This is a genomic window from Streptomyces sp. NBC_00104, assembly GCF_045160825.1.
Taxonomy (GTDB): domain Bacteria; phylum Actinomycetota; class Actinomycetes; order Streptomycetales; family Streptomycetaceae; genus Streptomyces.
Map to the genome: position 1 here is coordinate 736,117 of NZ_CP108215.1, position 13,287 is coordinate 749,403.

Genomic DNA, 13,287 nt, shown 5'->3' on the forward strand with positions numbered 1-13,287 from the left:
AGGGCCGGCCGTATCGGCGGGCCCTGTGGACGACGACGAGCCGTCAGACACTGAGCGCCGCCCGGACCGTCTGCTCGGCCCCGGTTCCGCCCGCTCCCGAGGAGGTGACCCGGCCCGCCTCCAGCACGTAGTACCGCTCGGCCGCCCGCATGGCGAAGCCGACATGCTGTTCGACGAGGAGGACGGAGAGGCCGCCACGGCCGGTCAGGGCGAGGATCGTCTCCTCGATCTCGGCGACGACGGAGGGCTGGATGCCCTCGGTCGGCTCGTCGAGGAGGAGAAGCCTGGGGCGGGTGATCAGGGCGCGGGCCAGGGCGAGCTGCTGGCGCTGGCCGCCGGAGAGCAGACCTGCCCGACGGCCGGACAGCTCCCGCAGGACGGGGAACAGGTCCAGGGCCTCGGCGACGGCCACCTTGCCGTCCGGGCGGCCGTCGGCGACCAGCTGCAGGTTCTCGGCGGTGGTGAGGTGCGGGAAGGACTGCTGGCCCTGGGGGACGTACGCCATGCCCCTGGCCACCCGCTGGTGCGGGGCGAGGTGGGTGATGTCCTCACCGTCCAGCAGGACGGTCCCGCCCTTCGGCTTGATGAGACCCATGGCGGCGCGCAGGAGGGTGCTCTTGCCGGCGCCGTTGTGGCCGAGGACGGTCGCGACGCCGTCCCCCGGGACGGAGACGGTCACACCGTGCAGCACGGTCGTACGGTCGTAGCCGGCCTGGACGGAGTTGATCTCCAGCATGGGGGTCACGCCTCCTCGGCGACGGGTACGGGAGCGGCGGCCGGTCCGGCGGCGGGTTCGGGCTCGGACGCGCGGCCGAGGTAGACCTCCTGGACCTTGGCGTCGGCCTGGACCTCGGTGACGGAGCCCTCGCTGAGGACCCTGCCGGCGTGCAGGACGGTGACGCTGCGGGCGAAGGAGCGCATGAAGTCCATGTCGTGCTCGATGACGACGACCGTATGGTCCTCGCCGACCCGCTGCAACAGCTCGCCGGTGGCCTCGCGTTCGTCGTGGCTCATACCGGCGACCGGCTCGTCGAGCAGCAGCAGTTTCACGTCCTGGACGAGCAGCATGCCGATCTCCAGCCACTGCTTCTGGCCGTGCGCCAGGACACCCGCCGGGCGGTCGCGCAGCTCCGTCAGACCGGTCGTCTCCAGCGCCTTGGTCACCGCCTCCGGCACGGACGTGCGGCGCCGGAGCATCGTCAGCGGGCCGCGTCCGGCGCCCGCCGCGATGTCGAGGTTCTGCAGGACGGTCAGCTCCTCGAAGACCGTGGCCGTCTGGAACGTCCGGCCGATGCCCCGGCGCGCGATCCGGTGCACCGGCTTGCCGATGAGCTCCTCGCCGCCGAAGCGCACCGATCCGGTGGACTTCACCAGTCCGGTGACGGCGTCGACGAGGGTGGTCTTGCCCGCGCCGTTGGGGCCGATGAGGAAGCGCAGGTCGCCGGGGCGGATGTCGAGGTCCACGCCGTCGACGGCCTTGAAGCCGTCGAACGTCACCCGCAGGTCGCGGACCGTCAGTCCCTCGCCGCTCATGCCGTTCCTCCTGTCGGGGCCGGGGTGGTCGGGTTCACGTCCGTGGTCGTCGTGGTCGTGGGGGTACGGCGCCTGCGCACCACGCTCGCCAGGGACGCCAGGCCGCCGGGCAGGAAGCCGACCGCGAGGACGAACAGCAGGCCCTGGAGGTAGGTCCACGCGGCGGGGAAGGCGTCGGAGAGCGTGCTCTGCGCCCAGGCGACCGCGATCGCGCCGAGTACGGCACCCACCAGCGAGGCCCGGCCGCCCACCGCGGCGCCGATGACGAAGCCGATCGACGGGACGATGCCGATCAGTGCCGGGGAGATGATGCCGACCGCCGGGACGAAGAGGGCACCCGCGAGGCCCGCCATGCCGGCCGCCACGACGTACGCGACGAGCTTGACGTTGGCGGGGTCGTAGCCGAGGAAGCGGACCCGCTCCTCGGAGTCCCGTACGGCGACGAGGAGTTCGCCGTAGCGGCTGACGAACAGCTGCCGGGCGGCGGCCATCAGCAGCAGGAGCACCGCGGCGATGACGAAGTACACCATCCGCTGGTTGACCGGGTCGTTGAGGTCGTAGCCGAAGAAGCCCTGCATGTCGGTGAGGCCGTTGGTGCCTCCGGTGGTGGCCTGCTGGCCGACGAGCCAGATGGCGAGGGCGGCGGCCAGCGCTTGGCTGAGGATCGCGAAGTACGCGCCCTTCACCCGGCGTCGGAAGACGAAGAAGCCGAGCAGCGCGGCGACCGCCATCGGCAGCAGGACGGTCATGGCGAGGGCGAAGAGCGGGTTGGCGAACGGCTGCCACCACCAGGGCAGGGTGTCGCCGGTGCCGTACAGCTGCATGAAGTCGGGCAGGGTCTGGCCGGTGTCGGCGGCGTCGGCGAGCTTGAGGTGCATGGCCATGGCGTAGCCGCCGAGGCCGAAGAAGACGCCCTGGCCGAGGACGAGGAGTCCGCCGCGGCCCCAGGCGAGGCTCACGCCGACCGCCACGATCGCGTAACACAGGTACTTGGCGAGGAGGTTGAGCCGGAAGTCGGAGAGGGCGAGCGGGGCGACGCCGAACAGCAGGACGGCGCCGAGCAGGAAGGCGCCGGGCACGCGGAAGCGGTCCAGGAGAGAGACCGAGGGCTCTGCCAGGGGGGCCGTCTTCTCGGGCGGGGACGTTGTCGTCGTCATGCCAGGCTCCGGGTGCGCAGGGTGTACAGGCCCTGGGGTCGCCACTGCAGGAACGCGACGATCGCCACGAGCACGACGACCTTGGCGACGCTGACCGTCGTGGAGTACTCCAGTACGGACTGCAGGACGCCGAGGGCGAAGGCGGTGATGACGGCGCCCTTGAGCTGGGCGACGCCGCCGACGACCACGACCAGGAAGGCGTCGACGATGTAGTTGGTGCCCATCGTCGGGCCGATCGGGCCGACCAGGGTGAGCGCGACTCCGGCCACGCCCGCGAGGCCCGAGCCGATGAAGAACGTCGTACGGTCCACCCGCTCGGTCGCGATGCCGGACACCTCGGCGAGGTCCCGGTTCTGCACGACGGCCCGGATACGGCGGCCCAGCGGGGTGAGCCGCAGGATCAGGGTGAGGCCGAGGACGCAGAGCAGGGCGAGGCCGAGAATGAACAGCCGGTTGGTGGCGAAGGTGACGCCGCCGACCGAGATGTTGCCGGTGAGCAGGTCCGGGGCGCGGGTCTGGACGTTCGGGGCGCCGAAGACGTCACGGGCCAGCTGCTGGAGCATCAGGGAGACACCCCAGGTGACCAGCAGGGTGTCCAGGGGTCTGGTGTACAGGCGCCGGATGAGCAGCCATTCGAGCAGCGCGCCCATGGCTCCGGCGACGAGGAAGGCCAGCGGCAGGGCGAGGAGCAGGGAGACGCCGGCGCCGCTGATGGACTTCTGCAGCACGTACGTGGTGTAGGCGCCGGCCATGATGAACTCGCCGTGCGCCATGTTGATCACGCCCATCTGCCCGAAGGTGAGGGTCAGGCCGAGCGCGATGAGCAGGAGGACGGCTCCGATGCTGATGCCGGTGAAGGATTGATTGAGGACGACCGTCATTGAGCGGCTCCGGGGCGGGGGTGGGGGGCGGGGGTGCGTCGGCGGGTGCGGGTCCGGTGGGGGCTGGTCGCGCAGTTCCCCGCGCCCCTGAAAGACCAGGCCCTGCGGGCCTGGAAGACGGCGGGCCTGCGGGCCGAAAAGCACGGGGCGCAGCCCCTGCTTTTCAGGGGCGCGGGGAACTGCGCGAGAAGCCCCACCGGGCCCGCGGACTCACGAGAGACCGGCCGCCCAGTCGTACCCCTTCAAATACGGGTCCGGCTTGATCGGCTTGCCGGAATTCCAGACCTCCTCGATCAGGCCGTCCGAGCCGATCTTGCCGATGCGGGCCGTCTTGTAGACGTGCTGCGTCGCCCCGTCGACGGTGACCTTGCCCTCGGGTGCGTCGAGTTCGATGCCCGCGGAAGCCTTCTTCACCTTCGCCACGTCGAAGGAACCGGCCTTCTCGACCATCTCCTTCCAGAGGTACACGGAGATGTACGCGGCCTCCATCGGGTCGCTCGTCGGCTTGTCCTTGCCGTACGCGGCCTGGTAGGCCTCCACGAACTCGGTGTTGGCGGCGCCCGGCGTGGTCTCGTAGTAGTTCCAGGCGGTCAACTGGCCCTCCAGGTACGGCGTGCCGATGCTCTTGACCTCCTCCTCGGCGATCGACACCGACAGCACCGGCAGGCTCTTCGCGGTCAGCCCGGCGGACTTGTACTCCTTGAAGAACGCCACGTTGCTGTCGCCGTTGAGCGTGTTGAACACCGCGTCCGCGCCGGCGTCCTTGACCTTGTTGACGATCGTGCTGAACTCGGTGGAGCCGAGCGGCGCGTAGTCCTCCCCGACCACCTTCATGCCCTGGGCCTCCGCGTACGCTTTGATGATCTTGTTGGCGGTGCGCGGGAAGACGTAGTCGCTGCCCACCAGGTACAGCCGCGTCAGGCCCTGCTTCTTGAGGTAGTCGAGGGCCGGGACGATCTGCTGGTTGGTGGTGGCGCCGATGTAGAAGATGTACGGGGACTGCTCCAGGCCCTCGTACTGCACGGGATAGAACAGGAGCGACTTGTAGCGCTCGAAGACCGGCTTGACGGCCTTGCGGCTGGCGGAGGTCCAGCAGCCGAAGGTGGCGACCACCTTGTCGTCGGTGATCAGGGCCTCCGCCTTCTCGGCGAAGGTCGGCCAGTCGGAGGCGCCGTCCTGGCTGATGGGCTTCAGCTTCTTGCCCAGGACACCGCCGGCGGCGTTGATCTCCTTCACCGCGAGCAGCAGCGCGTTGTGGACGGTGACCTCGCTGATGGCCATGGTGCCCGAGAGCGAGTTCAGCAGACCCACCTTGACGGTGTCGCCGGAGGTGTCCGCCTGTGCTCCGGCGGCCGACGACGTGTCGCCGCCGGTCTTGGCGCCGCACGAGCTGAGGGCGGCGGTCGCGCCGAGCGCCGACGCGCCCGTGAGGAGACCGCGTCTGCTCATACTGAGGCCGGACATGCAATACCTCCTTGCCCGCGAGGGGCGTTGCGAAGAGGAGTGGAAGTGCGACCACAGCCTGCGAGGGAACTGTTTCCCTCGCGTTTCAAGGCAATTGAAGAACAGTTTCCAGGGGAAGTATTTTCCGAGGCCGAGAAAGCTTTATTACTTCCCTCGGAAAGGATATGTTTCCTGGTTTCCGCAGTCAGGTGGGCGGTGGTCGAAGGTAGGCTCCGGGCATCCCCGTCGCGGGGTCGTGTGAACGCGAGTTGAGGAGAGCGATGGCGAGGCGGCCGCAGGAACTGCTCCATCTGCTGACCCGTGCCGAGCGCCTGTCCGTGCGCCGAGTCCAGTCCGTGCTCGACGAGTTCGACTGCTCCGTCGAGGCGTGGCGGGTCCTCGACCTGCTCTCCGACGGAGAGGGCCACAACATGACGGCCCTCGCCGAACACGCCTTCCTGCCGGCGCCGAGCCTGACCAAGCTGATCGACCAACTCGTCGACCAGAACCTGGTCTTCCGCCGCGTCGACCCCGCCGACCGGCGCCGCGTCCTCGCCCACCTCACGCCGCGCGGTATGGGGCGATGGCAGCTGCTCGCCCGTGAAGTGCGCGCCGACTGGGCCGAGTTGGAGGCGCCGCTCACCGACGAGGATGGTAGACGGCTGGGACTCCTGCTGGACCGGCTGGCCCGGACCCTGGAGGGCGGCGGGAGCGCCGACGGTCAGGGCAGGGTCAGCGCGGGTCGTACGGAGCGCGCAACTGGGCGAGGACGTTGAAGTCGTAGCCGTCCGCCTGCGCGAGGTAGATGCGCTGGCGCACATGCCGTCCGTCCAGGCTCAGCAGGCCGCGCGGCCCCTCGTACGAGACGGTGTCGGCGGCCGCCCCGATCGCGGTCACGTCCAGGGCGCGCGCCCGCTCGACGAGCGCGGCGAGCAGCAGGACACCCTCGTAGCAGGACTCGCCGAGGCTGCCCGGGGTCGGCGCCTCCAGGCCGAAGCGTCCGGCGTACTGGCCGTGGAAGTCCAGGGTGTTCCGGTCGGCGAGCGAGGCGAAGAACCCGGCGGTGCTGTAGAGGTCGCGGGTGGCCTCGGGGCCGCTTCCCATCAGCATGTTCTCGTCCATCAGCGTGCTCAGCCGAAGACACCGCTGGTCGAGGCCGGAGGCGGCGAAAGCCCGGTTGAAGCGGACCGCGTCGCTGCCGACCAGGAGCATCAGGACCCCGTCGGCGTCGGCGCGCTCGATGCGTCGCAGGACGTCCTCGAAGTCCTCGGTGCCGAGCGGCAGATAGGCCTCGCCGCAGACCCGGCCCCGGCATTCGCGGGCGTAGCCCCGGGCCGACCGGGCGGTGTGCCGGGGCCACACGTAGTTGTTGCCGACGACGAACCAGCGGCGCACGCCCCGGGACTCGGCGAGCAGCCGCATGGCGGGCAGCAGCTGCCGGGACGGGGTCTCGCTCGTCATGAAGACGCCCTCGGTGCGCTCCCCGCCCTCGTACAGGGCCGTGTACACGTACGGCACCCGGTGCGCGATCCGTGGGGCCAGCGCCTGCCGGACGGAGGAGATGTGCCAGCCGGTGACGCCCTGGACCGCGCCCGAGGCGACCAGGGCTTCGACGTCCTCGGCGACCCGCCACGGCTCGGCCCCGCCGTCGACCTCGATCAGCCGCAGCTCCCTGCCCAGCACTCCCCCGGCCTTGTTGACCTCCTCGGCGGCCAGCCGCGCGCACGCCCCGCAGGTGGGGCCGAAGATCCCGGCGGGCCCCTGCATGGGATAGACCAGCGCGACGTTCAGGGTCGAACTGTCGGCCGTGCACCAGTCGGGGGTGTGGAGGCGGTGCGGTGGCCGGTTCATGGCCTCATGATGGCGTGATCGTCATCGGCGCCCCAGGTCGTGCCACGGATCGAGACCGATTCGTATGCCGAGGCCATGGGCGGGGCGCGGTTGGGGCGCGGGTGGGTGTTCAGCCCGTCGTCCACTTCTCCTCGATCCGCCCGAACCTCCACACCAGCAGGGCGACCGCCCAGGTGACGAAGAACAGGCCGACGACGACATAGCCGACGGTGTTGAGGTCGAGGCCGGAGACCCGGTCCCAGAACGTGCCGTGCAGACGCGCCTTCTCGGCGACGAGGCCGAGCAGTTCGACCGTGCCGATGACGAGGGCGACGGCCACCGAGAGGCCGGTGATGATCAGGTTGTAGTAGACCTTGCGGACCGGCTGGGAGAAGGCCCAGCCGTAGGCGAAGTTCATGAACGAGCCGTCGATCGTGTCCAGGAGGGACATACCGGCCGCGAACAGGATCGGCAGGCACAGGATCGCGTACCAGGGCAGCCCGGAGGCCGCGCCCGAACCGGCCAGGACGAGGAGCGCGACCTCGGTCGCCGTGTCGAAGCCGAGTCCGAAGAGCAGGCCCAGCGGGAGCATCTGCCACGGCTTGGTGATCGACTTCATCAGCCGTCCGAGGAGCCGGTTCATGAAGCCCCGGCTGTTCAGCCGCTCTTCCAGGGCGGCCTCGTCGAAGGCGCCCGAGCGCATCTCGCGGAACACCTTCCAGATGCCCACCATGATCACCAGATTGATGATCGCGATGACGTACAGGAACGTCCCCGAGACGGTGGTGCCGATCCAGCCGGTGATGTCGTGCAGTGCGGAGTCGTCGTTCCGGACCGGTCCGGCGAGCGTCTTGACGCCGAGGGTGAGCAGGAAGGTGAGGGCGAGGACGATCGACGAGTGTCCGAGGGAGAACCAGAAGCCGACCGACAGCGGGCGCTGTCCCTCGCCCATCAGTTTGCGGGTGGTGTTGTCGATGGCGGCGATGTGGTCGGCGTCGAAGGCGTGCCGCATGCCCAGGGTGTAGGCGGTGACGCCCATGCCGATTCCGAAGGTCCTGCTGCCGACGCCGTAGTGCTCGGGGGCGACGATCACCACCAGCGTGAACCAGCCGATGAGATGCAGCGCCAGGATGAGCCCGGCCATCCCGCCCAGGCTCGCCCGCTCCCCGGGTGTCATCGAGGCGCGGATCCGACGCCAGGGGAAACCGCCCGTCCCGGCGGTGGCCGAGGGGGCGGTGTCGGTAACAGGAGCCATGGGGCATGCGCCTTACTCGTCGTGCCGCGTCCGTGTCGTCGAACCCCATCAGCCTGGTGCGGCGGGCTGGCAGCTGCAAGCAGGTCGCAGTAAAGCCCGTGCCACATTTCGGTCAGGCCAGGGTCTCCCGGAGGACGGTGCGGTCGCACGAGCCCCGCGCGGGCGGACCTGTCAGGCGGCGCCGCCCCGGCGGGACCGGAACCACCACACCCCACCGCCGAGCGCGAGGAGGACGGCCGCGCCGATGCCGAGGAGGGCGGCGACGGGAAGGCCGTCGTCCCCGTCGGTGCCGTCTGCCGCGGGCTCGGCCGACGGCGTGGAGGTCTCGGCGCTCGTTTCGGGCGAGGGCGAGGGGGAGGCCGTCGTGGGTTCGGCCGAGGGGGTGGGGCTGACGAGTTCGGCACCGGGCGCCGCGGCCTTCAGGTCCAGGCGGGGCGCCGGGTGACCGTGGCCGTGGCCGTCCCCCTCGGATTCCTCCAGTTCGATCCAGCGGTCCACCTTGCCGTCGCTGTACGACTGCAGGGTCTTGAAGACCAGCGACTTGGCGTCGGGCAACTGCCGTACGGTGACGACGTATTCGGCGTCCTCCCCCACCGCGAGCTTCGCACCCGAGACGGTGTAGCCCCGGCCGGTGGGGGTGAACTTCCAGCCGTCGGGACCCTCCTTGTAGGTGATGTCGGCGGGGACGAGGCCCTCGGGCAGGATCACCTCCAGCTTGGTGATGCCGGCGGCGGAGGACTCCGACTCCGCCAAGAAGGTCAGTTCGACGTTCTGGTCCAGGGCACGCGCACCCTCCGCCTCGACCTCCGTATGGGCCGCGGCCGGACCCGCGCCTGCGACGGCGAGCGCGAACGCGGCTGCGGTGAGAACGCCGAGACGGCGCGAACGGTGTATCAAGGTCGGGCGGTGCACTGCGACTCCCTGTGCCGGCGGCGTGAAGGATGAATTCAAGCGCAGGGCGGGACCCGTGGCCAAGGGCGACCAGGTGTGCGAGCGGTTCCGGCCACCTGCCGTCGTCGTGCGCGCTCGTGTGGGGTGTGAGGTCCGCGAGGCGTGCGCCGGGGTGTGAGCTGTTGCACGGCGCCCGCGCGCCCCTCGGCTCCGCTTGTCAGCGTCCTTATGTGGGCACTACTGTCACCACGCCTTGGTGAACGGGAAATCCGGTGTCATGCCGGTGCGGCCCTCGCCACTGTGATCGGGAAGTCCGGCTCCGGCCCTCGCGGGCAGCCACTGGGTCCTTGTGACCCGGGAAGGCGGAGCACGGGCGGTGGTACCCGTAAGCCAGGAGACCGGCCAAGGCGCGTCAACCATCCACGAGGTGCTGGAGAGGGTCTGCTGAGCCATGCACATAGCCGAGGGTTTCCTTCCTCCGGCGCACGCGATCGCCTGGGGCGTAGCGTCCGCGCCGTTCGTCGTCCACGGAGTACGTTCACTCACCCGTGAGGTCAGGGAGCATCCCGAGAGCACGCTGCTGCTCGGTGCCTCGGGGGCCTTCACCTTCGTCCTGTCCGCGCTGAAGCTGCCGTCGGTCACCGGGAGTTGTTCCCACCCCACGGGCACCGGACTGGGCGCCATCCTGTTCCGTCCGCCGATCATGGCGGTACTGGGCACCATCACCCTGCTCTTCCAGGCGCTGCTGCTCGCGCACGGCGGTCTGACCACGCTCGGCGCCAACGTCTTCTCGATGGCGATCGCCGGCCCCTGGGCGGGTTACGCCGTCTACCGGCTGCTGCGGCGCTTCGACGTGCCGCTGATGGTCACGGTGTTCTTCGGCGCGTTCGTCGCCGACCTGGTCACCTACTGCGTCACCAGCGTGCAGCTGGCGCTCGCGTTCCCCGACCCGAGCAGCGGCTTCCTGGGCGCGCTCGGCAAGTTCGGCTCGATCTTCGCCGTCACCCAGCTCCCGCTCGCGGTCAGCGAGGGTCTCCTCACCGTGCTGGTGATGCGTCTGCTGGTGCAGTCGAGCAAGGGCGAACTGACCCGGCTCGGCGTGCTCCTGACCGGCGGAAAGCGGAACCGGACCGAGACCGAGACGGAGACGGTGGCCCGATGAACCGGAACACGAAGATCAACCTTCTGCTGCTGGTCGTCGTGGCCGCGCTCGCCGTCCTGCCGCTGGCCCTCGGCCTCGGCGACCACAAGGAGGAGCCCTTCACGGGGTCCGACGGCGAGGCGGAGACGGCGATCACGGAGATCGAGCCGGACTACGAGCCGTGGTTCTCGCCCCTGTACGAGCCGCCCTCCGGTGAGATCGAGTCGGCGCTGTTCTCCCTCCAGGCCGCCCTCGGCGCGGGCGTCCTCGCCTACTACTTCGGTATCCGCCGCGGCCGGCGCCAGGGCGAGGCACGGGCCCGCGCGCACCTGGACGCGGCCGGGGACACCGACACGGCGGCCCCTGCGGCTTCGGCGGCCCCGGTGAGCGCGACGGTCGCGGCCACCACGGCAGCCGCGACGGCCCCCAAGGCCGCGGCCGGTGACGAAGGCTCGTCCGGTGGTACCGGGGAGTCCCCCGCCGGGAGGGTCTGATCCCCCGTGCTGCCGATCGACGCGGCGGCGCACAGCAGTCGCTGGCGCCGCCGCCATCCCGTGGACAAGGCCGTGCTCGGGCTCGGCCTCACCGTGCTCGCGATCTCCCTGCCGCCCTGGCCCGGCGCGGCCCTGGTCCTGCTGACCGCGCTCGTCGTGCTGCTGGGCCCGGCGGGCGTGCCCGGCCGCCGGCTGTGGCGCGCCTACCGGGTGCCGTTGGGCTTCTGCGTGACCGGCGCGCTGCCGCTGCTCGTCCAGGTCGGCGGACCGGACGGCTTCGTGGCCCTGGCCGAGGGCGGACCCGTCCGCGCCGGGGAGCTGATGCTGCGCACCTCGGCCGCCTCCTTGGGCGTACTCCTGTTCGCCTTCACCACGCCCATGTCGGACCTGCTGCCGCGCCTGGTGAAGGCCGGGGTGCCCGCGCCGGTCGTGGACGTGGCGCTGGTCACGTACCGCATGAGCTTTCTGCTCCTGGACTCGGTGCGCCGTATCCGGGAGGCGCAGGCGGCCCGGCTCGGACACACCACACGGGCCGCCACCTGGCGTTCCCTCGCCGGCCTCGCCGCCACCGCGTTCGTACGGGCCTTCGACCGGGCGGCGCGGCTCCAGACCGGGCTCGCCGGGCGGGGGTACGACGGCACCCTGCGCGTCCTGGTTCCCGAGGCCCGGATCTCCGCCCGCTTCACCGTGATCAGCGTCGTGCTCCTCGCCGCGGTGGCCACCCTCACCTTCGTCCTCGAAAGGCCGCTGACATGAGCGAGCCCGTGCTGGTCGCCCTGCGGGGCGCGTCCTTCGCGTACGAGGACGGCCCGGCCGTGCTCAGCGATCTCGACTTCGAGGTGGCCGAGGGGCGCGCGCTCGCCCTGCTGGGCCGCAATGGCAGCGGCAAGACCACGCTGATGCGACTGCTCAGCGGCGGACTGCGGCCCCGTGCGGGCGAGCTGGCGGTGGAGGGGCAGCCGGTGACGTACGACCGCAAGGGCCTGACCCGGCTGCGTACGACGGTCCAGCTGGTCGTCCAGGACCCGGACGACCAGCTGTTCGCGGCCTCCGTCGCGCAGGACGTGTCGTTCGGGCCGCTGAACCTCGGGCTGCCCGACGCGCAGGTGCGGGCCCGGGTGGACGAGGCGCTCGGCGCGCTCGGCATCGGTGCCCTCGCCGACCGGCCCACCCATCTGCTCTCCTACGGCCAGCGCAAGCGGACCGCCATCGCCGGCGCGGTCGCGATGCGCCCCCGGGTCCTGATCCTCGACGAGCCGACCGCCGGGCTCGACCCCGACGGCCAGGAGCGGCTCCTCGCCACGCTGGACGAGCTGCGCCGGTCCGGCACCACCGTCGTGATGGCCACCCACGACGTCGACCTCGCCCTGCGGTGGGCCGACGACGCGGCGCTGCTCACCCCGTCCGGCGCGCGCACGGGCCCGGTGGCCGCGATGCTGGCCCGCACGGATCTCCTCCAGCAGGCGGGGCTACGGCTGCCCTGGGGCATCGCCGTCGCTCAACTGCTCCGCGAGCAGAGCCTGTTGTCCGACGGCGAGTCCGGCCCGCGCACACCGGAGGAGCTGGCCGCCATGGCGGGGGCACGCGTCGCTCCGCCGCTGACGGCTGACGGCTGACGGCTGACGGCTGACGGCTGACGGCTGACGGCTGACGGCTGACGGCTGACGGCTGACGGCTGACGGCTGACGGCTGACGGCTGACGGCTGACGGCTGACGGCTGACGGCTGACCTTGACACACCTTGGGAGTCTTCGGCGAGGCCCGCTTCAGATCCGAAGGCCGTACGTGCGGACGGCGGTGCCTGCGAAAACCTCCCGGTGTTCTGCCGGGCCGAGTCGGGACACCAGACACTCGACCACGTCGATGACTTCGACGTAGTCGGAGGCGAGCTGACAGACGGGCCAGTCGGAGCCGTACATCAGCCGCCGGGGACCGAAGGCGTCCAGCACGGTGTCGGCGTACGGGACGAGGTCCGCGACGGACCAGGAGTTCCAGTCCGCCTCCGTGACCAGGCCGGAGAGCTTGCACACGGTGTTCGGCAGGGCGGCCAGTCGACGCACCTCCCCCGCCCACGGCTCCAGTTCGCCGGAGGCGATGGGCGGCTTCCCCAAGTGGTCGAGGACGAAGGTGAGTCCGGGGAGCCGCCCGGCCACCTCCACGGCGGCCGGGAGCTGGCGCGGCTTGACCAGGAGGTCGTAGACGAGTCCCGAGTCGGCGACGGCGGTCAGACCCCGCAGTACGTCCGGGCGCACCAGCCAGCTCGGGTCGGGTTCGCCCTGTACCTGGTGGCGGATGCCCACCAGGTGCTCGCCGCCGGGTCCTTCGCGCAGCTTGGCGAGGTTCTCGGCCACGTCGGGCGCCGTGAGGTCGGTCCAGCCGACGACCCCCGCGACCACGTCGCTGCCCGCGGCCAGGGCCAGGAACTCGGGGGTCTCCTCGGGCACGGTGATCGTCTGCACGAGCACGGTGGCGGTGACACCGACGAAGCGGGCCGCCGCCTCCAGCTCGCGGAGGGTGAAGTCGCGGCGCAGCGGGGCGAGTTCGGGTCCGGTGATCCAGTCCTGGTCGCGGACGGAGAGGTCCCAGACGTGGTGGTGGGCGTCGACGATCAAGGGAGGAGGGTCCGTGTCGGCCCCCGCTTCCACGGATGCCGGACCGCTCAC

At 70.9% G+C, this 13,287-nt stretch carries 14 protein-coding genes and 1 riboswitch; of the genes, 5 read left to right on the forward strand and 9 right to left on the reverse strand.

All coding sequences use genetic code 11. From position 1 onward, the window contains the following. Window positions 1–43: 43 nt before the first annotated feature. From urtE to urtA, 5 genes are all read right to left on the reverse strand, one after another. Complete coding sequence (gene urtE, locus OG272_RS03125; RefSeq protein WP_326585962.1) at window positions 44–736, reverse strand: urea ABC transporter ATP-binding subunit UrtE; 693 nt, start codon at window positions 734–736, stop codon at window positions 44–46. A 5-nt stretch (window positions 737–741) separates the two neighbouring features. Continuing rightward, a complete protein-coding gene (urtD, locus tag OG272_RS03130; RefSeq protein ID WP_328507963.1) occupies window positions 742–1,533 on the reverse strand; it encodes an urea ABC transporter ATP-binding protein UrtD in 792 nt (263 codons plus the stop codon). Then, window positions 1,530–2,690 carry an urea ABC transporter permease subunit UrtC gene (gene urtC, locus OG272_RS03135; protein WP_326585109.1) on the reverse strand — a complete coding sequence of 387 codons (1,161 nt, stop codon included), beginning with the start codon at window positions 2,688–2,690 and terminating at the stop codon, window positions 1,530–1,532. Before urtC ends, urtD begins: the two co-directional genes overlap by 4 nt. Continuing rightward, complete coding sequence (gene urtB, locus OG272_RS03140; protein WP_326585108.1) at window positions 2,687–3,571, reverse strand: urea ABC transporter permease subunit UrtB; 885 nt, start codon at window positions 3,569–3,571, stop codon at window positions 2,687–2,689. Before urtB ends, urtC begins: the two co-directional genes overlap by 4 nt. Before the next feature lie 210 nt (window positions 3,572–3,781). Beyond that, window positions 3,782–5,035 (reverse strand): urea ABC transporter substrate-binding protein, encoded by a 1,254-nt coding sequence (gene urtA, locus OG272_RS03145; RefSeq protein WP_405892445.1) that lies wholly within the window; start codon window positions 5,033–5,035, stop codon window positions 3,782–3,784. Between the two features lie 260 nt (window positions 5,036–5,295). On the opposite strand from urtA, the gene OG272_RS03150 reads away from it, so the two are divergent. Then, complete coding sequence (locus tag OG272_RS03150; RefSeq protein ID WP_327731589.1) at window positions 5,296–5,790, forward strand: MarR family transcriptional regulator; 495 nt, start codon at window positions 5,296–5,298, stop codon at window positions 5,788–5,790. Here OG272_RS03150 and OG272_RS03155 read toward each other — a convergent pair. From OG272_RS03155 to OG272_RS03165, 3 genes are all read right to left on the reverse strand, one after another. Then, entirely contained in the window at window positions 5,747–6,865 is a 1,119-nt protein-coding gene (locus tag OG272_RS03155) for a substrate-binding domain-containing protein (protein ID WP_326585105.1), read from the reverse strand. The genes OG272_RS03150 and OG272_RS03155 overlap by 44 nt on opposite strands. A gap of 109 nt (window positions 6,866–6,974) precedes the next feature. After that, window positions 6,975–8,099, reverse strand: a complete 1,125-nt coding sequence (locus OG272_RS03160; RefSeq protein WP_405892447.1) for a HoxN/HupN/NixA family nickel/cobalt transporter — start codon at window positions 8,097–8,099, stop codon at window positions 6,975–6,977. Window positions 8,100–8,270: 171 nt separating this feature from the next. Continuing rightward, on the reverse strand, window positions 8,271–9,011 hold the full coding sequence (locus OG272_RS03165; protein WP_326585104.1) for a DUF1775 domain-containing protein: 741 nt from the start codon (window positions 9,009–9,011) through the stop codon (window positions 8,271–8,273). 194 nt (window positions 9,012–9,205) lie between these two features. Then, a riboswitch (cobalamin riboswitch) is annotated at window positions 9,206–9,412 on the forward strand. Window positions 9,413–9,441: 29 nt separating this feature from the next. Between OG272_RS03165 and OG272_RS03170 the strand changes: the two genes are divergently transcribed. Genes OG272_RS03170 through OG272_RS03185 form a run of 4 tightly spaced genes read left to right on the forward strand, consistent with a single transcriptional unit; the run spans window position 9,442 to window position 12,241 of the window. Beyond that, the gene (locus OG272_RS03170; RefSeq protein ID WP_405892449.1) at window positions 9,442–10,152 is read left to right on the forward strand and encodes an energy-coupling factor ABC transporter permease; all 711 of its coding nucleotides are present in this window, start codon (window positions 9,442–9,444) and stop codon (window positions 10,150–10,152) included. After that, window positions 10,149–10,625, forward strand: a complete 477-nt coding sequence (locus OG272_RS03175) for an energy-coupling factor ABC transporter substrate-binding protein (RefSeq protein WP_326585102.1) — start codon at window positions 10,149–10,151, stop codon at window positions 10,623–10,625. The genes OG272_RS03170 and OG272_RS03175 overlap by 4 nt, the downstream gene beginning before the upstream one ends. 6 nt (window positions 10,626–10,631) lie before the next feature. Next, the gene (gene cbiQ / locus OG272_RS03180) at window positions 10,632–11,381 is read left to right on the forward strand and encodes a cobalt ECF transporter T component CbiQ (protein ID WP_405892451.1); all 750 of its coding nucleotides are present in this window, start codon (window positions 10,632–10,634) and stop codon (window positions 11,379–11,381) included. Further along, entirely contained in the window at window positions 11,378–12,241 is an 864-nt protein-coding gene (locus OG272_RS03185; protein ID WP_326585100.1) for an ATP-binding cassette domain-containing protein, read from the forward strand. Before cbiQ ends, OG272_RS03185 begins: the two co-directional genes overlap by 4 nt. 149 nt (window positions 12,242–12,390) lie before the next feature. On the opposite strand, the gene OG272_RS03190 is transcribed toward OG272_RS03185, so the two are convergent. Then, window positions 12,391–13,236, reverse strand: a complete 846-nt coding sequence (locus OG272_RS03190) for an amidohydrolase family protein (RefSeq protein WP_405892453.1) — start codon at window positions 13,234–13,236, stop codon at window positions 12,391–12,393. Between the last annotated feature and the right edge of the window lie 51 nt (window positions 13,237–13,287).

Coding starts and splice junctions, on each gene's coding strand:
- urtD (WP_328507963.1), bottom strand. CDS start 1,533: ATGAGCGGCGAGGGACTGACGGTCCGCGACCTGCGGGTGACGTTCGAC.
- urtB (WP_326585108.1), bottom strand. CDS start 3,571: ATGACGGTCGTCCTCAATCAATCCTTCACCGGCATCAGCATCGGAGCC.
- OG272_RS03155 (WP_326585105.1), bottom strand. CDS start 6,865: ATGAACCGGCCACCGCACCGCCTCCACACCCCCGACTGGTGCACGGCC.
- OG272_RS03150 (WP_327731589.1), top strand. CDS start 5,296: ATGGCGAGGCGGCCGCAGGAACTGCTCCATCTGCTGACCCGTGCCGAG.
- OG272_RS03175 (WP_326585102.1), top strand. CDS start 10,149: ATGAACCGGAACACGAAGATCAACCTTCTGCTGCTGGTCGTCGTGGCC.
- urtC (WP_326585109.1), bottom strand. CDS start 2,690: ATGACGACGACAACGTCCCCGCCCGAGAAGACGGCCCCCCTGGCAGAG.
- OG272_RS03160 (WP_405892447.1), bottom strand. CDS start 8,099: ATGGCTCCTGTTACCGACACCGCCCCCTCGGCCACCGCCGGGACGGGC.
- OG272_RS03185 (WP_326585100.1), top strand. CDS start 11,378: ATGAGCGAGCCCGTGCTGGTCGCCCTGCGGGGCGCGTCCTTCGCGTAC.
- urtA (WP_405892445.1), bottom strand. CDS start 5,035: ATGTCCGGCCTCAGTATGAGCAGACGCGGTCTCCTCACGGGCGCGTCG.
- OG272_RS03170 (WP_405892449.1), top strand. CDS start 9,442: ATGCACATAGCCGAGGGTTTCCTTCCTCCGGCGCACGCGATCGCCTGG.
- urtE (WP_326585962.1), bottom strand. CDS start 736: ATGCTGGAGATCAACTCCGTCCAGGCCGGCTACGACCGTACGACCGTG.